At 68.4% G+C, this 21,834-nt stretch carries 22 protein-coding genes and 6 pseudogenes; 18 read left to right on the top strand and 10 right to left on the bottom strand.

Annotated elements, in window-relative coordinates:
• Nucleotides 1-3 precede the first annotated feature (3 nt).
• A complete protein-coding gene (locus tag OG303_RS03370) occupies nt 4-792 on the bottom strand; it encodes a transporter substrate-binding domain-containing protein (protein WP_405864540.1) in 789 nt (262 codons plus the stop codon).
• Between the two features lie 321 nt (nt 793-1,113).
• Between OG303_RS03370 and OG303_RS03365 the strand changes: the two genes are divergently transcribed.
• Complete coding sequence (locus OG303_RS03365) at nt 1,114-1,941, top strand: IclR family transcriptional regulator (protein WP_405864538.1); 828 nt, start codon at nt 1,114-1,116, stop codon at nt 1,939-1,941.
• A gap of 578 nt (nt 1,942-2,519) precedes the next feature.
• Here the strand turns inward: OG303_RS03365 and OG303_RS03360 are convergent.
• The gene (locus tag OG303_RS03360; protein ID WP_405864536.1) at nt 2,520-3,638 is read right to left on the bottom strand and encodes an FAD-dependent oxidoreductase; all 1,119 of its coding nucleotides are present in this window, start codon (nt 3,636-3,638) and stop codon (nt 2,520-2,522) included.
• A gap of 53 nt (nt 3,639-3,691) precedes the next feature.
• On the opposite strand from OG303_RS03360, the gene OG303_RS03355 reads away from it, so the two are divergent.
• On the top strand, nt 3,692-4,384 hold the full coding sequence (locus OG303_RS03355) for a TetR/AcrR family transcriptional regulator (protein ID WP_405864534.1): 693 nt from the start codon (nt 3,692-3,694) through the stop codon (nt 4,382-4,384).
• A gap of 320 nt (nt 4,385-4,704) precedes the next feature.
• Here the strand turns inward: OG303_RS03355 and OG303_RS03350 are convergent.
• From OG303_RS03350 to OG303_RS03340, 3 pseudogenes are all read right to left on the bottom strand, one after another.
• A pseudogene (locus OG303_RS03350) lies at nt 4,705-4,973 on the bottom strand (transposase); the annotation flags it as partial.
• 36 nt (nt 4,974-5,009) lie between these two features.
• Nucleotides 5,010-5,341 (bottom strand): annotated as a pseudogene (locus tag OG303_RS03345) (glyoxalase superfamily protein).
• 348 nt (nt 5,342-5,689) lie between these two features.
• Nucleotides 5,690-5,816, bottom strand: a pseudogene (locus OG303_RS03340) (transposase); the annotation flags it as partial.
• Between the two features lie 102 nt (nt 5,817-5,918).
• On the opposite strand from OG303_RS03340, the gene OG303_RS03335 reads away from it, so the two are divergent.
• Together OG303_RS03335 and OG303_RS03330 are read left to right on the top strand one after the other, a co-directional pair.
• Complete coding sequence (locus OG303_RS03335) at nt 5,919-6,545, top strand: DinB family protein (protein WP_405877058.1); 627 nt, start codon at nt 5,919-5,921, stop codon at nt 6,543-6,545.
• Nucleotides 6,546-6,701: 156 nt separating this feature from the next.
• Nucleotides 6,702-6,833 (top strand): annotated as a pseudogene (locus OG303_RS03330) (zinc ribbon domain-containing protein); the annotation flags it as partial.
• A gap of 9 nt (nt 6,834-6,842) precedes the next feature.
• On the opposite strand, the pseudogene OG303_RS03325 reads toward OG303_RS03330, so the two are convergent.
• Nucleotides 6,843-7,073, bottom strand: a pseudogene (locus OG303_RS03325) (NAD(P)-binding protein); the annotation flags it as partial.
• A 1,063-nt stretch (nt 7,074-8,136) separates the two neighbouring features.
• On the opposite strand from OG303_RS03325, the gene OG303_RS03320 reads away from it, so the two are divergent.
• The 3 genes from OG303_RS03320 to OG303_RS03310 all read left to right on the top strand — a co-directional run bounded on the left by OG303_RS03320 (nt 8,137) and on the right by OG303_RS03310 (nt 11,093).
• The gene (locus OG303_RS03320; protein ID WP_405864532.1) at nt 8,137-8,580 is read left to right on the top strand and encodes a hypothetical protein; all 444 of its coding nucleotides are present in this window, start codon (nt 8,137-8,139) and stop codon (nt 8,578-8,580) included.
• A 117-nt stretch (nt 8,581-8,697) separates the two neighbouring features.
• Nucleotides 8,698-9,843: a PLP-dependent cysteine synthase family protein gene (locus OG303_RS03315; protein WP_405864530.1), complete on the top strand. Its 1,146-nt coding sequence runs from the start codon at nt 8,698-8,700 to the stop codon at nt 9,841-9,843.
• Entirely contained in the window at nt 9,840-11,093 is a 1,254-nt protein-coding gene (locus OG303_RS03310) for an MFS transporter (RefSeq protein WP_405864528.1), read from the top strand. Before OG303_RS03315 ends, OG303_RS03310 begins: the two co-directional genes overlap by 4 nt.
• A 63-nt stretch (nt 11,094-11,156) precedes the next feature.
• Here the strand turns inward: OG303_RS03310 and OG303_RS03305 are convergent, their stop codons facing one another.
• On the bottom strand, nt 11,157-11,807 hold the full coding sequence (locus OG303_RS03305) for a DUF305 domain-containing protein (RefSeq protein ID WP_405864526.1): 651 nt from the start codon (nt 11,805-11,807) through the stop codon (nt 11,157-11,159).
• An 88-nt stretch (nt 11,808-11,895) separates the two neighbouring features.
• Entirely contained in the window at nt 11,896-12,309 is a 414-nt protein-coding gene (locus tag OG303_RS03300; protein WP_405864524.1) for a DUF6153 family protein, read from the bottom strand.
• A 109-nt stretch (nt 12,310-12,418) separates the two neighbouring features.
• Here OG303_RS03300 and OG303_RS03295 point away from each other — a divergent pair, with 109 nt between their 5' ends.
• The 3 genes from OG303_RS03295 to OG303_RS03285 all read left to right on the top strand — a co-directional run bounded on the left by OG303_RS03295 (nt 12,419) and on the right by OG303_RS03285 (nt 14,006).
• Nucleotides 12,419-12,640 (top strand): heavy-metal-associated domain-containing protein, encoded by a 222-nt coding sequence (locus OG303_RS03295; protein WP_405864522.1) that lies wholly within the window; start codon nt 12,419-12,421, stop codon nt 12,638-12,640.
• Nucleotides 12,641-12,735: 95 nt separating this feature from the next.
• On the top strand, nt 12,736-13,104 hold the full coding sequence (locus tag OG303_RS03290) for a BlaI/MecI/CopY family transcriptional regulator (protein WP_405864520.1): 369 nt from the start codon (nt 12,736-12,738) through the stop codon (nt 13,102-13,104).
• Nucleotides 13,101-14,006: a M56 family metallopeptidase gene (locus tag OG303_RS03285; RefSeq protein WP_405864518.1), complete on the top strand. Its 906-nt coding sequence runs from the start codon at nt 13,101-13,103 to the stop codon at nt 14,004-14,006. The genes OG303_RS03290 and OG303_RS03285 overlap by 4 nt, the downstream gene beginning before the upstream one ends.
• A gap of 543 nt (nt 14,007-14,549) precedes the next feature.
• Here OG303_RS03285 and OG303_RS03280 read toward each other — a convergent pair.
• Nucleotides 14,550-15,194, bottom strand: coding sequence for a TetR/AcrR family transcriptional regulator (locus tag OG303_RS03280; protein WP_405864516.1), 645 nt, complete (start codon nt 15,192-15,194; stop codon nt 14,550-14,552).
• Between the two features lie 144 nt (nt 15,195-15,338).
• Here OG303_RS03280 and OG303_RS03275 point away from each other — a divergent pair, with 144 nt between their 5' ends.
• The 3 genes and pseudogenes from OG303_RS03275 to OG303_RS03265 form a co-directional block, all read left to right on the top strand.
• A complete protein-coding gene (locus OG303_RS03275) occupies nt 15,339-16,118 on the top strand; it encodes an SDR family oxidoreductase (RefSeq protein WP_405864514.1) in 780 nt (259 codons plus the stop codon).
• Nucleotides 16,115-16,591, top strand: a complete 477-nt coding sequence (locus tag OG303_RS03270; RefSeq protein WP_405864512.1) for a nitroreductase/quinone reductase family protein — start codon at nt 16,115-16,117, stop codon at nt 16,589-16,591. The genes OG303_RS03275 and OG303_RS03270 overlap by 4 nt, the downstream gene beginning before the upstream one ends.
• Before the next feature lie 164 nt (nt 16,592-16,755).
• Nucleotides 16,756-16,932 (top strand): annotated as a pseudogene (locus tag OG303_RS03265) (ISL3 family transposase); the annotation flags it as partial.
• Here the strand turns inward: OG303_RS03265 and OG303_RS03260 are convergent.
• Nucleotides 16,917-17,381: a recombinase family protein gene (locus tag OG303_RS03260; protein ID WP_405864510.1), complete on the bottom strand. Its 465-nt coding sequence runs from the start codon at nt 17,379-17,381 to the stop codon at nt 16,917-16,919. The pseudogene OG303_RS03265 and the gene OG303_RS03260 overlap by 16 nt on opposite strands.
• Nucleotides 17,382-17,687: 306 nt before the next feature.
• Between OG303_RS03260 and OG303_RS03255 the strand changes: the two genes are divergently transcribed.
• The 5 genes from OG303_RS03255 to OG303_RS03235 are packed head-to-tail and all read left to right on the top strand — an operon-like array spanning nt 17,688 to nt 21,688.
• Complete coding sequence (locus tag OG303_RS03255) at nt 17,688-18,128, top strand: MarR family winged helix-turn-helix transcriptional regulator (RefSeq protein WP_405864508.1); 441 nt, start codon at nt 17,688-17,690, stop codon at nt 18,126-18,128.
• A gap of 28 nt (nt 18,129-18,156) precedes the next feature.
• Entirely contained in the window at nt 18,157-19,956 is a 1,800-nt protein-coding gene (locus OG303_RS03250; protein WP_405864506.1) for an MFS transporter, read from the top strand.
• A 24-nt stretch (nt 19,957-19,980) separates the two neighbouring features.
• A complete protein-coding gene (locus tag OG303_RS03245; protein WP_405864504.1) occupies nt 19,981-20,547 on the top strand; it encodes a cysteine hydrolase family protein in 567 nt (188 codons plus the stop codon).
• Nucleotides 20,544-21,116, top strand: a complete 573-nt coding sequence (locus OG303_RS03240) for a YbhB/YbcL family Raf kinase inhibitor-like protein (RefSeq protein ID WP_405864502.1) — start codon at nt 20,544-20,546, stop codon at nt 21,114-21,116. The genes OG303_RS03245 and OG303_RS03240 overlap by 4 nt, the downstream gene beginning before the upstream one ends.
• A 29-nt stretch (nt 21,117-21,145) precedes the next feature.
• Nucleotides 21,146-21,688, top strand: coding sequence for a hypothetical protein (locus OG303_RS03235; protein WP_405864500.1), 543 nt, complete (start codon nt 21,146-21,148; stop codon nt 21,686-21,688).
• Nucleotides 21,689-21,834: the final 146 nt, after the last annotated feature.

Below are 21,834 nucleotides of genomic sequence, written 5' to 3'. Positions count from 1 at the left end.
GACTCAGTAGGACGGGTTGAGCGGGAAGACTCGGTCGACGCCGAACCACTTCTTGTAGAGGGCGTTGGCCTGTCCGGAGGTGTTGAACTCCCGCAGCCACGTGTTGACCCACTGCAGCCAGGTGGCGTCGCCCAGCGGAACGCCGATGCCGTTGTACTCCAGTGGCACGACGGAGTCTTTGGTGACCTTGAGCGAAGGGTCCTGCTTGGCCTGGAAGTTGAGGAAGTTGGAGTCCTCGACCATGGCGTCGGCCTGGCCCTGCTTGACGGCGAGCACGGCGGCGGAGGAGGTGTCGTACTCCTGGATCTTCGCCTTGGGGTTGCCGGCCTTGACCGCGTCGCCGTTGGTGGATCCCTTGGTCACGGCGACCGTCTTGCCCGAGAGGTCCTTCAGCGTGGAGATGCCGCTGGACTTCTTCACCAGCATCACCTCGCCCGCGACGATGTAAGGGTCGCTGAAGGCGACCTGCTTCGCCCGCTCGGCGGTGGTGGTGAAGTTGCAGACCACCGCGTCGACCTTCTTGGTCTGCAGGTTGGGGATGCGGTTGGCGGACGTCGTGTCGACGATCTTCACCTTGACGCCGAGGGCGGTGGCCATGGCGGTGGCGACGTCGACGTCGAAGCCCTGCGGCTTGTTGTTCTTGTCCATCGAGCCGAACGGCGGGAACGTCAGACAGCTGGCGACGTTGAGGGTGCCGCGCTTGATGACGTCCTGGAGCGTCGAGGCCTGCTGGTTCGCAGCCGAGGTGCCGCTGGTGGAGCTGCAGGCGGCGAGCGATGCGACAGCCGTCACACCGATACAAATCGTCATCAGACTGCGGGTACCGTGACGAAATCTCATCACATGTATTCCCTTCCGGGAGGTTTTGAGGGTGAGCCTGAGCGGCCGGAGAAGGGGTGATCGCCATCGATCGCCAGCTGTGTTTTGCGATGCAAAATTGCATTTCGCAGAACGTTGGGGAGAAGTTAGCCCGGCGCCCCGTGGTCGTCAACGGCCGATTTCAATATGTGACATTCCGTTTTGCTATGCAGTTCGATAGGGTGCCGTTGGGTCCCCACACGGGACCGGCAGGGGCTGAACACCCTCGCCTCGCATCCCGCAGGAGGAACCGGCGTGGCTTCGCTCGACAGTGCGAATCAGGCCCCTGACGTGCCCGGGGCCCGTCGTAATGCCTCGTCGTCCCTGCGACGTGCGCTGAGCATCCTGATGTACCTGGCCGAAGATGACGGCCATCCGCAGGGGACCTCGCTCACCGACCTCGCCACCGGGCTCCAGATGAGCAAATCCACCGTGCTGCGGCTCGTCGGCCCGCTCCGGGAGACCCGGCTGGTGGACCAGGATCCGGAAAGCGGCCACTACCGGCTCGGGCCACAGAACGCCCTGCTCGGGCAGCTCTACCTGGAACGCCTCGACATCCGGCGCACGGCGTCGCCGCTGCTGCACCAACTCGCCCAGGACGCGCGCGAAGCGGTGCACCTGGTCAGCTTCGATCCCCCCGAGATCGTCTACATCGACAAGGTCGAGAGCCCCCAGGCCGTACGCATGCACTCCCGAGTAGGCGGGCGCCAGCCCGCCTACTGCACGGCCACCGGCAAAGCCTTCCTCGCGCACGCCACGGACGACGTCCTCGCCAAGGTGATAGCGGCCGGCATGCCCGCCCGCACACCGGCCACCATCACCTCGCCCGAGCAACTGCACGCCGAACTCGCCCGCATCCGCGAGTGCGGCTACGCCGTCGACGACGTGGAGAACGAACTCGACATCCGCTGCGTGGCCGCACCGGCCTTCAACCACAGCGGGACCGTCGTCACCGCGGTCAGCATCTCCGGCCCGGCCTCCCGCGTGACACACGACCGCCTCGCAGAGTTCGGAAGGCAAGTCATCGAGACAGCCCAAACCCTCACCGACCGCCTGGGCGGGATCGCTCCGACACCTCGGTGAAAACTTGCCCCTGCCGAGCGCGGCCTGCCACCAGAACTGACGACAGCACGGGGTCGGAGGCCATCCATGTCGGAGGGCCTCCGCCCCTGTCTGTAGTCCTCCTTGACGCCGCTGTTCGTGGACCTGCCGAGGGCCGCCTTCCCTACCGCCTGGAACGGGCAGTCCGTCGTCACATACCAGCCGGGCACCCCCAACATCGCCGCTCTGGTCGTCACTTCGGGCAGGACCTCGTTCTGGGGTAGCGCCGATCGCCAGATGATGACGCGGCTGTTGTCACCCGCGACCTACGCCTCACCGTCCGCGCGACGCAGCGTTGGCGGAAGGCGTGGAGCGAGTACGGACCGCAGAGCCTGGGCTCGAAGGGCTACCGGTTCGCACGGTCCCTCACCGATGCCAAGGTCGCCCAGGTTCCGTGGCATCCGACGCCGTCCATGCCTGGCAACGAGATCTGGCCGTCCGCCAGGCAGGCGTCCGTGTGTTCGTCTAACGGTTGCTTCGCCGGAAGGGACTGCGGCGGTGCCGTACTGTCCCGTGAAGCCGTGGTGAGCTGTTGGTGCTGGAGGTCTCGCGCTCGGCAGTCAGGATGGCTGGACTTGGTCGAAGAGGGCGAGGGCTTCGGCGGGGTCCGGGCTCACGAGGCGTTCCAGACCAGCCGTCGTGATCTTCGCCCACCTGCCGGCCCGTGCCCACATCTGTTCCTCGAAGGCGCGGACGGCCTCGTCCAGATCTCCAGCGCCGGTGGCGATGGACTGGGCGAGTTCGGCGCCTTCCAGCATTGCGAGGTTCGCGCCCACCCCCAATGGGGGCATCAGATGGGCGGCGTCGCCCAGTAGCGTCACCCCGGCGACGTGGGTCCAGGTGTGGGACACGGGCAGGACGTAGAAGGGGCGGTGGACGAAAGCGGTGCCGTGGCGGAGGAGGTCGAGGACGGGAGCGGCCCAGCCGTCGAACAGAGCCAGCAGGCTCGATCGCAAGGCCTCGACGTCGGCCAGGTCCAGGTTCGTGTGCCAGTCCAGCGGCGCGCGGAATTTGGTGTACACCTTCACGTGGCCGCCGCTGTTGCGCTGGGCGACGAGGCTTCGGTTCACGCCATACACAGCCACGGAACCGTCGCCGATCAGCCGGGCGAGGTCAGGGTGGCGGGTGTCGACGTCGTCGAGGGAGGTCTCGATCGAGGTGACGCCGGTGTAGTGCGGCGTCACCGACGAGACTGCCGGGCGGACCCGGGACCAGGCGCCGTCCGCGCCGACCACGAGGTCGAACGTCTCCTGTCGCCCGTCCGCGAAATGGACCAGTACGCCATCCCGGGTCCCCGGCACCACCTGCGTCACGCCCCGGCCCCACTGGACGTCGAGAGGGCCGAGCAGCAGGTCACGCAGTTGCCCGCGGTCGATTTCGGGATTGGCTCGGTCATCTGGACCCGGTCGCCAGTCGCGCAAGACGGTCCCGTCCGCGTCCAGGATGCGCATGGCCTGCCCCTCGGGACGAGACAGCGCCTGGAACTCCGCCAGCAGCCCCGCCTTGTCCAGCGCGAGCTGGCCCAGCCCTTCGTGCAGGTCCAGCGTGCCGCCCGGGGGGCGGGCGTCGGGGGCGGGATCGCGTTCGAGGACGGCGACGGGGTAGCCATGGCGGTGCAGGACGCGGGCGAAGGTAAGGCCGGCAGGACCGCTCCCGACCACAGCGATGCGGTGTCTCATGTCGATACACTGTATTTCCTCAATACGATGCATCGCAACAGTACGATGGGGCCATGACTGTGTGGGACCGGCCGGAGCCGCCGACTCAACCCGTGCCCCTCGACCGGGAGCGGATCGTCGCCGCCGCCATCGCGCTGGCCGACGAGGGCGGGCTGGAGGCGGTGTCGTTGCGCAAGGTCGCCGCCCGGCTGAACGCCGGCCCGATGCGGCTGTACGGATACATCTCCACCAAGCAGGAGCTGTTCGACCTCATGATGGACGAGGTCCAGGCCGAGATTCTCCCCGAGGAGCAGCCCGGTGACTGGCGGGAGGCGCTGCGCATCCTCGCCCACCGCACCAGGCAGGCAGCTCTCCGTCACGAATGGCTGGCCGACCTGCTCGGCGGCCGCCCGACCCTGGGCCCGAACGGCCTCGCCGTGACCGAGGCCACGCTGGCCGCCCTCGACGGCCTCGCCGACATCGACACCGTCATGCGCGCCGTGGAGACTGTCAGCGCCTACTTCACCGGCGCGATCAGGCGCGAGATCGCGAACCTGCGGGCCGAGCGCACCACGGGCCTGTCCAAGCGCGACTGGCAGCGCGCCTCCGGCCCGCATGTGACGAAAATGTTGGCCACGGGCCGCTTCCCGGCGCTGGCCAAGGCCGTGTACGACGGCACGGACGTGGACGCCGAGGCATCCTTCGCAACCGGCCTGGACTGGGTCCTCGACGCCGTGGCCGCCAAACTCACCCGGCCGCCGGCGTGACGCTCAGCTCTTGCCGAATGTGAGCGAGGACGGGGTCGGTGCCCACGGGCCGTGCGGGCTTGCGCCGCCACCACTTCATGACGTTGGAGCTGCCACCGGGGCGCCGGGAGCGTCCGCTTCTTGGTTCGGGGCGTGGAAGGGCCACAAGCCGGCGGCTATCAGGCTGCCCGGAAACCCTGGCGAGCGTGGGGAACTGGGGAACAAGGACCGACTCCGGCGTCCGCATGGGGACGAAGGCCTTGGTGCCGCGATGTCCCTGGCCCATTCAGTGAAGTTCCGGCTGGGAAATTACGCGACGTTCCACCCACCGCTCGGGCAGGGGTGCACGTTCTCGGCCGGCCGCCTTTGTACTTCGGGTAGAGCGCCTCAAAGCCGTCGGCGTTGAAGTTGTGGATCACGTCCCGGACCCGGTCCGCGCTGGTGAACGTCACCTCGGCAATCTTCGCCACGGCCATGCCCTGCACGCCGACAGCAGCACCATCTGGGCCCGCCGCCACGTCACCACCGAACCCGTGCCTGTAGGGATGATCCGCAGCAAACGCCGGCCCTCGTCGTCATCGATCTCGCGGACGCGTACTCGCTCAGCCACCGCACAGCTTCCCTGCCGCGCGCTGCCGGCACGTGTTCATTCCGTCGGCGTGCCGATCCGCAGCCGGTTGCCATCAGGGTCGCGCAGCTCGATCTCACGCGCCCACGGAGCGTCCTTCGCCTGCACACCGAACTCGGAGGCAATGGCCTCGACATCACGAATGCGGAGGTAGACCAACGCGTCGGGGCGGGCGTCGCCCCTGTGCTCCGACAAGAACAACCGCATCCCGCCGCGGGCGACCTCGACGAACGCGGGAAGTCCCGATTCGAAGCAGTGTTCCCACTGCTTGGCGAACCAAGTCGCTCGTATCAGGCGACCGCCGCCGCAGCGTCCTCGACGCGGAGAATGGGAATGACTTCCTCGTCCATGAAGCCATCGTCGCAGACCGCCCACCTGGTGAAAGGCCAACCGGCACAAGTCCTCGGCCTGGAAGGCGCACTCACCCAGGAACGCGGCAGGGCCGATGACTTCGAGCAGAAGAGCTTCAAACCGTTGCAGCTCCTGGAGGAGCGCGACGATCGAGAAGCTCCCGCACCAAGCCTGACGGCCTTCGCCGGGCCGGTGACGAGATTTGACCAGTTCCAGCCATGTCAGGTCGCGGACTGCGGCCGGGACGTGGGTGGAGTCGGTGCGCTGCGTGGTGCGCTCGCGCACGGGTTCGGCCGCCTTCAGGCGCGCGCGCCAGATCGAGAAGACGTCCGCGCGGTCGTCTTGGGCGAGGCGCTCGCGGAAGTCGGCCGGCACGCTGTGATGGAAGCCGGGATCGTCCAGGTCCAGGGTCAGGGCGTACTTGAAATCGATGCGGCAGCGGACCGCTTCCGCTGCCTGACGGCCCGACAGACCGCAGCGACAGAGGTCGTCACAAGATCTTGGAGGGATGGCCTGGTTGGGCGTGTGAGGGGTTCCGGCACCGGTCCCTTGCCCGTCATGGCAGAGTCGTCTCGCATGATCGATAATTTCGCGAAAGAGTACCTGCACAGCGATCTGCGAGAGATGCGCGAGGCGGTCCTCTGGAAGCTCGATGGGCTCGTTGAGTACGACATCCGACGCCCCCTGACCGCGACTGGAACCAACCTTCTCGGCCTGGTCAAGCACTTGTCGATCTGGGAGTCCAGGTACTTCGGCGAGGTTTTCGACCGACCGTTCCCCGAGCCTCTGCCCCGGTGGGACAACACCGGGGAACGTGGCGCCGACATGTGGGCGACCGAACAGGAGACGAGGAATGAGATCATCGACCGCTACCGTCGGGTGTGGGAGCACTCAGACGCGACGATCACCGCCCTCGCCATCGACTCCCTCGGCTACGTGCCCTGGTGGCCACGACCCAACGTGAAGCTGTTCAACATCCTGGTCCACATGCTTACCGAGACCAGCCGGCACGCCGGGCACGCCGACATCCTGCGCGAACAGCTCGACAACTCGACAGGGACAACAGCCGAATACGCGACTCAGCAGCACGACGCGGCCTTCTGGGATGCCCACCGAGCGAAGATTGAGCGAGCTGCCAAAGCAGCTGGCGCCAAGCCTGATCACGCCAGTTCCACCAAGAGTTCGTCGCACGGGGCTCTGTAGAACTCGTGACACGACCACGATCCGGCCTTCTTGAGGCGACTTCAGCAGATGAGGCTGCAAGCCAACGAGTGGAAGACGCCGTGGAGTTCAAGGCGCCGTTCCCAGCGCACGGCGAGGCGCTTGAAGTGGTGGAGTAGGGCGAAGGCCTGCTCCCATCCGGCCTACACCTCCCGCACCTGCACCGAGTGCGGGCACATGGACAGAGCGAACCGGGTCTCGCAGGCCTGGTTCGCGTGCCGGAACTGCGGATTCGTTGATCACGCAGACCGGAATAGCTCCCGCAGCATGGCCCGTCAGCCGGGCTTCCCCTGTCTGCCGGGCATAGTCGTCCAGTGTGAACCCCGGCCCCGGAGCGGACAGCACGGATGCGCTCGGCGGCGACTTCAACAGCATGCCGGCCGGCATGTTCTCGGCCCAGCTCGCCATCGGCGAGCCGAACACCCTGACGCTCAGGCCGCGCGCCTTCAGATGCGCGGCGGTGGACAGGCCGTACGGGCCCGCCCCAATGACAACCACAGTCTTGGACATGGTCCTGGACATGAATGGAATTCCCCCTGGCGCGGTGCCCTTGAGCAGCCGCGCTCCGGTATGGCAGGTCCGATCTTCAATGCACGCCGAAATGCCGCCGCGAGTCCCGGACGTGACGCAGCGCCGTGCGCCGTACCGTCGATCAGACTGAGAGCAGCAGGGAGGGGCAGGGCGGACCGCGCCGGACCACGGCGTCCGCGAGAGTACCTGAATCGGACAGTCGGGAGCCGTCCTGGGCCATGGGCGCTGCCCGGTACCGGCTCCGCTGAGGCCGAGGGGAGCGGTGACCGGCGCGAACAGCTTTCGCATCAACTCGCGCAGGTTCTCCCACTCGCGCCCAGCCGCGTGCAGCACACGCCGTCGGCAGGTGTCGACGCCGTGCAGCAGCACCGCGCACAGTGCGGTCAGCGCGACATGGGCGACCACCACGGGCCAGCCGGCATGGACGGCGGTCGGCCACACGGCGTGCGCCGGAACAGTGACCGTGTCATCGGCCCTTACGAACCAGTAGCCCACGACTGCTTGAGTCCCGGCCGCGAGCATCAACTGCCGCAACAGCGGCTTGTCATGGCCCGCGTCCGGCAACGCGACACCGAAGAGGAGGCATGCCGCGAGCGCGCGCACGCCCCATGAGGGGCCGGAGTCGAACGCCAGGTGGTGGACGGTGACGGCCACCGCCTACCCAGCACGGAGAACAGCCCGGCCGGGACAGTCGTCACCGGCACCACACGCGGCACCCAGCCGCGGTGGCGTACACAGGACACACGCGCCGAATCCCCTGTGACCCGCTCGTCATGGGGCAAGAAACCTGCTCATGTCCCAACGCATCCGCCGCCAACAGGATGGCACCACCGTGCGGCACCGCGAAGCGGCATTTGGGCGCGGGATTCACCCGACCCGGTGATCGCTCGAATCGAGGTGTCCGGCGCCTGCGGTCTGGTCCGGAACCTCTGCAGGCTGCGGCTTCCCAGCCCTCCAGGTTTGCAAGGAGACGTTCGACGAGCGGGCCGAGCGGCAGTCCCTTGCCGGGCGTTTTGCTCATGACTGATTACATTGTGCGCTTATGGCGGCTCGGTCGGTGGTTCCCGGCAGCAGCCGCTCCGTGTCACCGACCGGGGCGGCGCTCATGGTGCTGCTCGCCGCGCTGATGCACCTGCTGGCATGCGCCCACGGGCCGGCCACGACGGGAATGGGCCACCCGGACGCCATCCGTATCGTCCCCGCGGCCACCGGGCAGGCCTCCGGACCCATCGACCGCGAGCCGTCCTTGGAGCAGAGCGGGGCGGCAGAAGACGACGAAGTGCACTGCTGTGGCAGGGACGAGCCGACGGTTCAGCGCCCGCGTGACGCGGTTCTGGCTGTGCCCGCAGTCCACGACGCCCTGACCGCCGAACACCTCGGCACCGAGTCGGGGACCGCCCTGTCGCCACTTCAGACATCGCCCCATGGACCCGACTCGGCCTCTGCCGGGCACGTGCGTGCCCGTCTCGGCGTGTGGCGGACCTGATCGGCCCCATGCTGCGCTCACGCCCATGGCCACGGCGCGGCAGCCGATCACCTCCGCATCTTCCCCCTACGCAAGGCCGGTCGCTGTTCACGGCACCGGCCGCAGGAGAAGCACGCCATGAACCACCCCAGCATGCCCACGTCCCCGGCTCAGCTCCTCACCGACGCCAAACGCCCGACGCACACCCCGGCCGGTCTCGTCGGCGACACCCCCGTCCTGTGGATCGGCGCCCCCTTCACCCCTGCGGGGTGCGGCTTCTGGGCCAAGCTCGAAGGCCTCAACCCCGGCGGCATCAAGGATCGCGCCGCCCTGCACATGGTGCGCGCCGCCCGTGAGCGCGGGCAGCTTCTGCCCGGCGCCCGCATTGTCGAGTCCACCTCCGGCACTCTTGGCCTCGGCCTGGCCCTCGCCGGGGCCGCGTACGGCCACCCGGTCACTGTCGTCTCCGACCCCGGCATGGAACCCCTGATGACCGGTCTGCTCACCGCGTACGGCGCCGAGGTCGACGTAGTCGACGCTCCGCATCCCACCGGGGGCTGGCAGGAGGCCCGCAGCCACCGGGTCGAGGAACTCCTCGCAGTCCGCCCCGACACCTGGTGCCCGGATCAGTACAAGAACCCCGACAACGTGGCCGCCTACGCCCCGCTCGCCCACGAACTCATCGCCCAGCTCGGCCGCATCGACACCCTGGTCGTCTCGGTCGGCACCGGCGGCCACTCCGCCGGCATCGGCTCCGTCCTGCGCGGCTACTTCCCCCACCTGCGCCTGGTCGGTGTGGACACCACCGGATCGACCATCTTCGGCCAGCCCGCCACCGCACGTCTGATGCGCGGACTGGGCAGCAGCATCTACCCCCGCAATGTCGCCTACGACCTGTTCGACGAGGTCCACTGGGTCGCCGCCCCCGAAGCGGTCTGGGCCGCCCGCCGCCTGGCCCGTGACCACTACGCCACCGGCGGCTGGAGCGTCGGCGCCGTCGCGCTCGTCGCCCGCTGGCTCGCTCGCACCCTGCCCGCGGAGAGCCGGATCGTCACCATCTTCCCCGACGGCCCACAGCGTTACGTCGGCACCGTCTTCGACGACACCTACTGCCGCGAACACGACCTCCTGGGCCACCAGCCCGCCGACGACCCGGACGAGATCGCCCACCCCGGCGACCGGGTCGTGACCTGCTGGACGCGGAGCACCCACATCAGCGATCCCCTCGCCACGGCTTGCCGACCCGACACCGATACACACGTCCTTGCAGGAACCGCCCGATGAAGACCCTGTGGCGGCAGACCCGCTCCTTCCCGCCCGCCGCACGGCTGTTGATGGCCAACCAGTTCGCCATCAACCTCGCCTTCTACATGCTCATGCCCTACCTCGCCGCCCACCTGGCCGGAGGGCTCGGTCTTGCGGCCTGGGCGGTCGGACTCGTCCTGGGCGTACGCAACTTCTCCCAGCAGGGCATGTTCCTCATCGGCGGCACCGTCGCCGACCGCTTCGGCTACAAGGCCCCGATCATGGCCGGCTGCCTGCTGCGCACCGTCGGCTTCGGCCTGCTGGGCTGGGTCGACAACCTGCCCGCCCTGATCGTTGCCTCGGCGGCCACCGGATTCGCGGGCGCCCTGTTCAACCCGGCCGTGCGCGCCTACCTCGCCGCTGAAGCGGGAGAGCGACGCGTGGACGCTTTCGCCACCTTCAACGTCTACTACCAGGCCGGCATGCTGCTTGGCCCGCTCGTCGGACTCGCCCTGCTGGCCGCCGACTTCCGCCTCGTGTGCACCGTCGCCGCCGCCATCTTCGCGATTCTGACCGTGCTGCAAGGGCGCGTGCTGCCCGCCCGGCGGGGTGAGACGAGCGACTCCGCGTCCGACAAAGTGCTGGCCCAGTGGCGCACGGTCGCGGCAAACCGGCCCTTCCTGCTCTTCGCCACCGCGATGATCGGCTCGTACGTCCTCACCTTCCAGGTCTACCTGGCCCTGCCACTGGCTGCCACCAAGGCCCTGGGTTCGAAGGGGACTTGGGCGACGAGCGGACTCTTCGTCGTCTCGGCCGCGGTTGCCGTCGTCGGACAACTCCGGCTCACCGGCTGGGCGAGGCAACGCTGGAGCCCGGCCCAGGCCCTGGTGCGCGGACTGGCCGCGATGGGCCTGGCCTTCCTGCCCCTTGCTCTCACCCCGCCGGACATCCCCGTCGCCGTAGTCACCGCCCTGGTCGTGGCAGTGACCCTGCTCGCGGCCGGCAGCGCGATCGTCTATCCCTTCGAGATGGACACGGTCGTCACGCTCTCCGGCAACCGCCTCGTCGCCACCCATTACGGCCTTTACAACACCGTCTCCGGCCTCGGCATCACCTTCGGCAATCTCGCCATCGGCGCCCTGTGGGACTTCGCCGAACGACACGACGCCCTCTGGCTGAGCTGGTGGGCCCTGGCCGCCACAGGGTTCGCCTGCGCGGCCTCCGTCGCTGAGCTCGCACGCAGCGGACGGCTGGCAGCGCGAGAGGAAGAGCGGCTCGTTCCCGTCTGACGCCGCAGGATGGAGGTGTGGCCGACGCCGTACGCGGACGGCCACACCTCCTTTGGCGATGGGTCAGCTCTTGCCGAGCATCTTGTTCATCTGCTTGATCTCAGCGGTCTGGGCCGTGATCACGTCGTCCGCGAGCTTGGTGGCGGGACCGTACTTGCCGTCGGACTTCTCGGTCTTGGCCATCGTGACGGCGCCCTCGTGGTGCTTGACCATCATCTCGAGGAACATCTTGTCGAACTCCGTGCCGGAGGCCTTGTCCAGCTTGTCCATGTCGTCGCTGCTCATCATGCCGGGCATGGAGGACGACGTGTCGTGGTCCATCCCGGGCATGGAGGACGACATGTCCTCGGGGACTTCCTCGCCCCACGAAGTGAGCCAGCCGGACATCGTCTTGATCTCCGGGTCCTGCGCTCCCTTGATCTTCGTGGCGAGGTCCTTGACCTCCTGCGAGGAGGCTCGGTCGGCGGCCAGATCGGCCATGGCGATGGCCTGACGGTGGTGCTGGATCATCTCCTTGGCGAAGGAGACGTCCGCGGCGTTGTGGGCGCCGGCCTTGGCCGAGGCGGTCGCGGACGGGCTGGAGTCGGAGTTCATCGACCCCATGTCGTGACCGCCGCTGTCGTTGTCGCTGCCGCAGGCGGCGAGCACGAGGGCGGCCACACCGGCGGTGACAGTGAGGGCGGTACGACGGACAAGGCTGCGGTGTGCAGTCATGGTTGAGCTCCTGCGTTCGGATCTGGTGAAGGGCATGCCGGTGCACGGCGCCGCGTCCGCAAGGGCGTGCGGCGGTGTGCGGGCCGTTCTAGATCCGCAGGAGTTGGAGTTTTGAGAGTGAGGGCGGGGCGCGACCGCCGTCAGGGCCGCTGCCGAAAGGAGAGGCGCCCGCAGACGGCTGCTCGGCGCACGACGCCACGTCGGGCAGCAGCACCGGGACCACCAAGGGAGTCCCGGCGACGGACGCGGAGGCGCAGGTCGCGTCCGCATGGTCGACGTGGCCGCTGCAGCCGCCGTCATCGTGATCGCATTCGCCCGGCAACGAGGCCCTGACATCCGTGTGCGCAGCCGCTGCCATCCGGTGGTGCCCGGAGTCGGCCGCGCCACCGGGGACCGGCCCGAGGCCGTGCATGCCGAGCAGGCCCAGCAGAAGAGCGCACACGAGCAGCACGCAGGACCGCAGCGCCAACTGCGGTCGGGCGAGCTGTCCGGGGCCTGTCACGGCCCCATCGTAGGCACGGATCATCTGCCCCTTGCATCCCGGACGTCACCGGAGTAGACACGGATGGTGATACCCACCCAGGGTATAGCAGGCTCGGATGGGAGGAACCGTGTCCGGCGTACTGACGACCGAATACAGCGTGTCCGGCATGACGTGCAGTCACTGCGAAAACGCCGTGAAGCAGGAGGTCTCCGCACTCGAATCCGTCGTCGACGTGCAGGTCGACATCCCAACCGGCCGCCTCACCGTGACATCCGCCACCCCACTCGACGACACCCAGGTGCGCGAGGCGATCGACGAAGCGGGTTACGAACTCACCGGGCGGCTGTGACCCCGCCCTTACGCCCCCGAAGCCTCGCAGATCAGCCGTCTACTATGGCCCTGCGTACTCGCTTGCGCATTCGGTGGCGAAAGGAAGTCGGGGCCATGCGGCGGCTGGGGGACCTCGAGGCGGAGATCATGGACCGCTTCTGGACGTGGAACCGTCCGGCGACGGTGCGCGAGGTCGTCGACGACATCAACAAGACCCGTCCCATCGCCTACACCACGGTGATGACCGTGACCAACATCCTCTACAACAAGGGCTGGCTGCTGCGAGGCAAGCACGGCCGCGCCTGGCTGTACTCCCCGGTCCGCAGCCGCGAGGCATACGCGGCCGCACTGATGGAGGACGGCCTGGGGGAGAGCAAGGACCGCCCCGCCGCGCTGGTGCACTTCGTCGAGAGAATGTCCGAGGAAGAGGTGGCCGCCCTGCGCAAGGCCCTGCGAACCGTGGGACGACAGGCGAAGCCGTGAACGCGGCCCCCGTGCTGCTCGGCTACACGACGATCGTGGGCTTCGTCGCGCCGCGCCTGCTCCTTCGCGCAAGCTGGCCGTATCGGGCCCCCGCGCTCGCGGCGGCCGTGTGGCACACCCTGATGGCCTCGTTCGCGATCGGTGCCGCGCTCGCCGCGTACAACCTGGCCATGCCCACCGAGCACCTGCACGCGGGACTCACGGGCCTGCTGCACACCTGCGGAATGCACGTCAGCGCGGGCGAGCCCGACCTCGGCACAGCACATCCGCTCGCCGTCGCCCTGCCCGCCGCCATCGGCATCGCCCTGGTCTCGAGCTTCGCCCTCCACGTCGTACGAGCCCGCAGGGCGCGGACACGGCACCGGGAAGCCGTGGACCTGGTGGGCCGCCACTCCGCCGGCCTGTCCGCCACCGTCCTGCCGTACGGCATCCCCGCCGCCTACTGCCTGCCCGGCCGCCACGCCCGCATCGTGATCAGCGACGCGGCCGTACGGGAACTCACGCCAGAGCAGATCGGCGCCGTACTGGAGCACGAGCAGGGCCACATTGCAGGGCGCCACCACCTGGCCCTGGCCGCCGCGGAGGCATTCCACTCGGTGTTCCGCCGGCTGCCCCTTGCCCGCCATGCCCGGGAACAGACGGCGCTTCTGCTGGAGATGGTCGCCGACGACCGTGCGCTGCGCCGTCACTCCAGCGAGGCGCTGGCCACGGCGATGTACGAGATGGCCGTCGCCCGCACGCCAGCGGGTGCCTTCGCGGCGGGTGGGCACACCGTCCTGATCCGCATGAAGCGGATCCTCGGCCCGCGCCAGGCCACTCACCCCGCCCTCTGGGGGTGCGTGGCCGCGGCGACCGTAGCGGTCCCTCTGCTGCCGCTGCTGGTCGCCTGTCCACTCGGTTGACCGACAGCGGGTGAGGCCGCTGTCACTCCGCACCCGGTTGTGACTCAAACTACTAAGCTACTAAGTTCTAACGCGCTTGCCGCCACGCTGCGGCACCGCCCCGACGGCCGCATCCCGTCCCTCGGTACACAGACGCGCAGAGGAGACACCTCACGATGGGAACGCACCGTCGGCCGAAGCCGCCCAGTCCGGCCCCGGGGAACAATGGAACAGCCGTTGGCGCTAAGGGATTGATGGCTCTTCACAGATGAGGGTGTAGCTGCGGGCCTGGCTTGCGGGTCTTGGGCCACCCCTCTTGCTGTCGTTGGGAGTTTCCACCCCGAGAGCGCAGCCTTGCACGTTTGGGCCCGCTGCTGAGACCTCTTGTCGGGCCGTGCTGATGCCAGGCTGATCGAGGTGGGTCAACACATCGAGACTCCCTCCTTCGGTGTCCGCCCCGGGATGCCCCGGGATGCCCCGCGAACGCCCTTGGTGCCGACGGCCTCGATTGCGTAGGCATCAGCTCCTTTGGTCGCGGCGGGACTCTGTCGAGGTCGGCGGGACTCAGTCGTTGGTGGACGCCCCTGGTCCAGTCGCGGCGTACCGGGCGGCGATGGTGCGGACGGCCTCGTCGACTACCTGAGCGACGCGTTCGGCGCTCACCTCCCAGCCCGGCACTAGGAGTGTCGGCCAGAAGACGTAGTTGGAGATCATGCCCAGGAACTGGGTGGCTGCGAGGTCCACGTCCTCGACCCGCACCGTTCCCGCCTCGTGCTCAGCCAGGAGGTAGCTGCGTACGGACTCGAAGTAGGGCATCTTCCCGTGCGAGAACTGCGCATGGGCCAGCTCAGGGAACCGCGGCAGCTCGGCGATGACGATCCTGAACAGGTCGGTCATCTGGGCACGGCCCAGCAGCGCGGCGTAACGGCGACCGATGACGCTGAGCCCGTCAACGACGTTGCCTGCCGGCGGAGGATCCTCCTCGTCAGCGGTCGACCAGGACTCGGTCACGATGGCGTCGAACAGGGCAGCTTTGCTCGGAAACTGCTTGAACAAGGTGGCCCGCGAAACGCCCGAGCACTCTGCGATCCGCGCCAGCGACGTCCGGTCGTAGCCCAACTCGAGAAACAGTGCGGTCGCGGCCGTCACGATCAGCGCGCGCTTCTCCTGGGCGACGCGCTGGTGATACGTCGTCACGACTCTGCTCATGGGCCGAGCATACGAGGTGAGTGGCTTGACTCGCCACTGCCGCCGACCTAACGTCAAGGGGATGGTGAGTCGCCCGGCTCACCACTGGCCGCCGTTCATTACTGGTGATCCCGGTCATTCACCCCCGTACCGAAGGAACATCTGATGCCCCGCTTCGACAACCAGACCGTGCTCGTGACCGGTGGGACCGGCGGCCAGGGCTCGAGCCACGTGCGCGCCTTTCACGCGGAGGGAGCGAACGTGGTGATCGGCGGCATCGACGCGGAACGCGGCGCCGCTCTCGCCGACGAGCTCGGGACCCGCGCTCGCTTCGCCCGCCTTGACGTGACCGACGAGAGCTCGTGGTCCGCCGCTGTGCTGGCCGCCGAGAGCGCCTTCGGCGCCCTGAACGTGCTCGTCAACAACGCGGGCGTGCAGAATCCGCCTGCAACAATCGAGAACACGGAGCAGGCCACGTGGTCGCGCATCCTCGACGTCAACCTCACAGGGACCTTCCTCGGCATCAAGGTCGCAGCCCCCGCTCTGCGCCGCGCAGCAGGGGGAGCCATCGTCAACATCGCCTCGACCATGGGCCTGGGCGGCACGGCCCACTACGCGCCGTACGTCGCCAGCAAGTGGGCCGTGCGAGGCCTCACCCAGACGGCAGCACTCGAGCTCGGCCGCGACCACATCCGGGTGAACACCATCCACCCCGGCGTGATCGCGACCTCCTTCATCCTCGAACCAGCAGCCGGCGCAGTCGCGGCAATCGTCGACTTCTACTCACCCGAGCCGTTCGCCATCCCCCGGCTCGGGGAGCCGACCGACGTCAGCCGTCTTCTCCTGTTCCTCACGTCTTCGGACGCGTCGTTCATCACAGGGTCGGAGTACGTCATCGACGGTGGACTCCTCCTCGGCCCCGCCCTTCAGGCCGAGACCGCATGAGCACTCCAGACACGACCGGGTCGAACGACTCCGCACGGGACGCGTCTTTGTCCCACCTGCCCCACCACATCCGACGAGCCATCGAGATCACCCCCGCCGCGGGCACCCGAGAACGGATCATCGACATCACGACGCTGGGGCGCCGCACCGGCCGAGCACGCCGCATCGAGATCTTCTTCTACCGAGCTGCGGGCACCACTTACCTGTGTAGCGGCGCCGGCGGTGCCGCGACCGACTGGCATGCGAACCTTCTCGCCAATCCCAACTTCACCTTCCACCTCAAGAACGGGATCCGTGCGGATCTGCCTGCACGGGCCACGCCTGTCACCGACCCAGCTGAACGTCAGGCCGTGCTGGCGGAGATCGTGGCGGATCTCAATCAGCCCCACGACCCCGGCACCATCCGGCCGACTCGGCTCGAAGACTGGGCTGACAGTCGGCTGATGCGCATCAGCTTCCGCCATCGGCCGTGATCGCGGATCCCTCGACAGATGACCTACTCCCAGGGGCTGGGGTGTAGTCGCGGCCAGAGCGGCTCTTCGCCAGATGAGGGTGTAGCCGGCGCGGCGATCCCATATGGATGTCGAGGCTTCCAGAGGGAAAGGCTCCTACACGCTCATCCTGAAAGAACCGCCACGTGCCCGACGCCACCGTCGGTGAGCGCATAGACGCGTTCGCCCACCCCGATCCGACAGCCTTTTGCCGCCTCGACGAGCTTGGGCCCGTCGTCACCGGCCAGCGCCCCGAGCCCGAGCGCGCAGTCCTCGCGTGCCGGGTCGTCGAACCCGACCGTTGGTGTCACCGCTGGTGCGGGGCGTGGGCCTTGATCTGGCGGGCCAGCGCGAGCGCGGCCTCGAACTGGGGCCGCACCCGTACCCGGGTGCTGATCTTCTCGGAGAACACCTTGTCGCGCGGGATGCCGTGCTTGGCGAGGGCGTCCAGCTGCGACTGGAGTTCCTGGGTGAGAGTCGAACACCTCGCGTACCCGATGCGGATGTCGGCGCTCGGGGCGTCCGGCGCGAGGGCGAGCGGGACGGGGGTGCCGGGGCGCCAGGGCTGGCCGGGGCCGCGGTCGGCGGGGGTGGGCACGCGCAGGAGCTTGGCGAGTCGGGGCACCTTGGTGAAGCGGCCGGTGTGGTAGGTACCGGCGACCGCGCCGGAGCGCGAGCGGCACGGAGAGCCGGGGTCGGCCTTGCAGCGGGGGCAGGGGTGGCGCTCGACCTCGTCAGCGTCGCTCGGGGAAGCCTCTCGAGGGACTGTCATGCCCGTGGATGCTGTCACAAACGATTCTCAGAAGTACCTCGAACCCACCTTTGAGTGAGAACGGGTTTTGCGATCCGGACCGGCACTTTGCGATCTCCGTGCAACTCTATTTGATCTTGCTCGGGCAAAGGGCCCCCCGTTTATGCGAACCCCTCGACGTCGGAGGTGCCTCGGGCGGACCCCCGGTCGCCGCCGCGGCGATGTCCGTTCTGGCGGCGCGCAAGCCTGCACTGGCCGCCCCGCTTCACCCGTGGTGGCGCAGCGAGGCGAATTTACTAAGGTTGATTTATAAGCTAGCCTTAGCATATGAATGATGATCTGGCCCCTGACGAAGTCGCCTCGGTCCTGCTGGCCAGTCTCAGCGTGCTGGTGCGACGGGTGCGTCAAGTGCCCATCGACGGCGGACTCACGATGCCCGAGCGGACCGCACTGTCGCACCTGGACCGCTCGGGCCCCACCACCTCCTCGGCACTGGCCCGCCAGGCGCAGATCACCGCGCAGGCCATGGGGGCGACGCTCAGTGCGCTGCGGGCCCGTGGTCTGGTCGAGCGCCGCCCGGATCCGAACGACGGCAGGCGCATGGTGCTGTCGGTGACCGAGGCCGGTCTGCAGGCGCTGAAGGACAAGCGCAACGCGCGGGCCGAACTCATCGCCCGGGCCCTGACCAGCGGCGCGTTCACCCCGGCGGAGCTGGGACACATCGCAGCGACCGCGCCGCTGCTGGAGCGGCTGGCCCAGAACATCTGACGCCGACGGAACCGAGGGAAGCACGCTGATGACGGATCCTCCCAAGACGCGCGCCCCGCGCCGCCCGGCCGGTGACCGGTACAAGTGGATGGCGCTAACGAACACGACCGCCGCGGTCTTCATGTCCGCGCTGGACGGCTCCATCGTGCTGATCGCCCTGCCGGCGATATTCCGCGGCGTGCACCTGGACCCGCTGGCTCCGGGCAACATCGCCTATCTGCTGTGGATGATCATGGGCTACCGGCTGGTCCAGGCTGTCCTGGTGGTCACGGTGGGCCGCCTGGGAGACATGTACGGCCGAGTCCGGATCTACAACTCCGGGTTCGCGGTCTTCACTGTCGCGTCGATCCTGCTGTCCTTCGACCCCTTCGACGGCGGGCACGGGGCGATGTGGCTGATCGCCTGGCGGGTGGTGCAGGCCGTGGGCGGGTCGATGCTGGCTGCGAACTCGGCCGCGATCCTGACGGACGCCTTTCCCAAGGAGCAGCGCGGCTTCGCCCTGGGAATCAACCAGGTCGCCGGGCTGGCTGGGATGTTTCTCGGTCTGGTCGCCGGAGGGCTGCTGTCGGCCTGGGACTGGCGGGCGGTGTTCTGGGTGAACGTGCCTGTCGGCGTGTTCTTCACGCTGTGGGCCTACCGCACCCTGCGGGAGACCGGCAAGAGCGGTGGCGGCCGGATCGACTGGTGGGGCAACATCACCTTCGCGGTGGGCCTCAGTGCGGTTCTCATCGCGGTCACCTTCGGCCTGCAGCCCTACGGCGAGCACACCATGGGCTGGACCAACCCGCTGGTCGACACGCTGATCGCCGGCGGACTGGTCCTGCTGGCGGCATTCGTCGCCATCGAGAACCGCGTCTCCGCACCGATGATCCAATTGAGTCTCTTTCGTCTGCGGGCCTTCACTTTCGGCAATCTGGCGGGCCTGGGCATCTCGATCGGCCGGGGCGGGATGCAGTTCGTGCTGGTCATCTGGTTGCAGGGCATATGGCTTCCGCTCCACGGCTACGACTACGGCGACACGCCCCTGTGGGCCGGCATTTTCCTACTGCCGCTGACCGCCGGGTTCCTCGCCGCCGGCCCGGTGTCCGGCTACCTGTCCGACCGGCTCGGCTCCCGGGGCCTGGCCACCGGCGGCGCGCTGCTGTTCGGCGCCAGCTTCCTGGGCCTGATGCTGCTGCCGATCAACTTCAGTTACTGGATCTTCGCCGTGCTGATCGCGCTCAACGGCATAGCCAGCGGCATGTTCGCCTCCCCCAACTCCTCCTCGATCATGGGCAGCGTGCCCGCACAACTGCGCGGTGTCGCCTCCGGCATGCGCTCCACCTTCCAGAACTCCGGCACCGCCGTCTCCATCGGCGTGTTCTTCTCCCTCATGATCGCCGGGCTGGCCAAAAGCCTCCCGCACTCCCTCACCACCGGCCTGCAGGAGCAGGGCGTACCGGCCCACGTCGCCACTCAGGTCGGCAGCCTGCCCCCGGTCTCGTCCCTGTTCGCCGCCCAACTGGGCGTCAACCCGATCCAGCACCTGCTCCAGCCCAGCGGCACCCTGACCCACCTGACGATGGTGCAGCAACAGACCCTGACCGGACGCGAATTCTTCCCGACCCTGATCTCCGGGCCTTTCCACTCCGGCCTGGTCATCGTGTTCGCCTTCGGCGCCACCCTCGCCTTCCTCGCCGCGCTCGCCTCCCTGTTGCGCGGCACCAGCCCCACCGCCAAGACCCCCGGACCACGAACGGCTGCCGGCGACACCCTTGGCGCTGCGACCGACGACGGGACGGAAACGACGCGGGCGGAGGCCACCATGCGCCCTGACCCCGGAAACTAGCCGATATCCGCAGGAGAAACACTCATGGCACTGACAGTGATCGACCCCACGCCCGCGCTCGTCGTGATCGACCTGCAAAAGAGCATCGTGGCGGCCCACACCGACAGCCAGGCGACTGCCGCCGTCAAGCAGGCGACCCACCTGAGCACCGAGTTCCGGCGGCACGGTCTGCCCGTGGTCCTGGTCAACGTCATCGGACGCGCGCCGGGACGCACCGAGGCCCAGCGGTCGGGAAGCAGCACCGCACTGCCGTCCGGCTGGGCCGACCTCATCGACGAACTCAACGTCCAACGGGCCGACCACCTGATCACCAAGCGGCGGCGCAGCGCATTCCACGACACCGGCCTCGACACCCTCCTGCGGGACCTGGGCGTCACCCAGACCGTGCTCGCCGGAATCGCGACCAGCTCAGGCGTCGAGTCGACCGCACGCTCGGCCTCCGACTACGGCTACCACGTCGTCCTGGCCACCGACGCCATGAGCGACCCTGATGCCGATGCCCACCGCCACAGCGTCGAACGCGTCTTCCCGAAACTCGGCGAGACCGCCACCGCCACCGAAATCATCGACATGATCGAGGCAACGCGATGACCCTGCTGGGCCGCATCCTGAACAACCGCAGAGCAGGCGAGACCCACGCGGCATGGAATCTGCCCAATTTGCAAGGTCCCGAGCTGCTGACCCTCACCAGTCGGCACTTCGGCGACGGAGGCTCCATTCCGCTGGAGCACTGCCTGAAGAACATCGGCGGCGACAACCTGTCCCCCCACCTGGCCTGGAACCCGCCGCCGACTGGCACCGCCCAAATCCTCCTGGTCATCGAGGATATCGACGTCCCCCTGGCCAAGCCCGCCGTGCACTGCGCCGCCCTGATCGACCCGACAGCCGGACACCTGCAGCCCGGTGCCCTCGACGCACGGCAGCCGGCCACCGGAGTGCAGCTGCTGCGGTCCACCATCGGGCGCGGATACCACGGTCCAGGGCCCATCAAAGGCCACGGGCCACACCGCTACACCTTCCAGTTGTTCGCCCTCGCGACCCCCGTGGACAGCACCCCTGGCACAGCGCCACCGAACCGGGCACGGCCCCGCGCCCTCCTACCTGCCATCACCGCACCCGTCCTCGCACGTGGCCGACTGACCGGCATATTCGAACGCTGACCCCCGCCCCCGGGCCCCACACAAGCGGCGTGCCCGGGGCTGAGGACATCCAGGCACCCAGGGACTCGGCGGCGTCAACCTCGGCACCTGCTCTCTCGCACGTACACGGCCTGGGCGTCGACCCGGCGGACGGGCGCGTGTACGTCGCCACCCACGACGGCCTGTACACGGTCGCCAAGGGGCAGAAGCCGAAGCTCGTCGGCGACCGCCGGGACGACTTCATGGGCTTCATGGTGACCGGCAAGAACACCTTCATCACCAGCGGACACGGCGCCGAAGGCAGCGACCGCCCCGGAAATCTCGGCCTCATCCAGAGCAGGAACGCTGGCCGCGCCTGGACGTCCCAATCGCTGTCGGGGGAGGCCGACTTCCACTCCCTGGACTTCGCGAAGGGCACGCTCTACGGGTACCAGGGCGGCCGGTTCCGGGTCGGCACGGACCTCAAGGAATGGGACGACCGGGGCGACGCTGGAGGCCCTGGACCTCGCGGTCAGCCCCTCGGGCGACAAGCTGCTGGCGACGACGGCCGATGGCGCGGCCACGAGCACCGACGGCGGCCGAACTTTCCGTAAGAGCGCCGGTCCGGTCCAGGCGTTCGTCTCGTGGCCCGCGCGGAAGTCCCTGTTCGGCATCGACGCGTCCGGAAAGCTGAAAACGAGCCCGGACGGCGGCGCTACGTGGAAACAACTCACGACCGTGCCCGGCGGACAGCCTCAGG

Source organism: Streptomyces sp. NBC_00005, from assembly GCF_045160215.1.
Lineage (GTDB): Bacteria > Actinomycetota > Actinomycetes > Streptomycetales > Streptomycetaceae > Streptomyces.
Note: the sequence above shows the minus strand (reverse complement) of the source record. Positions and strands in the feature narration are given on the sequence as shown.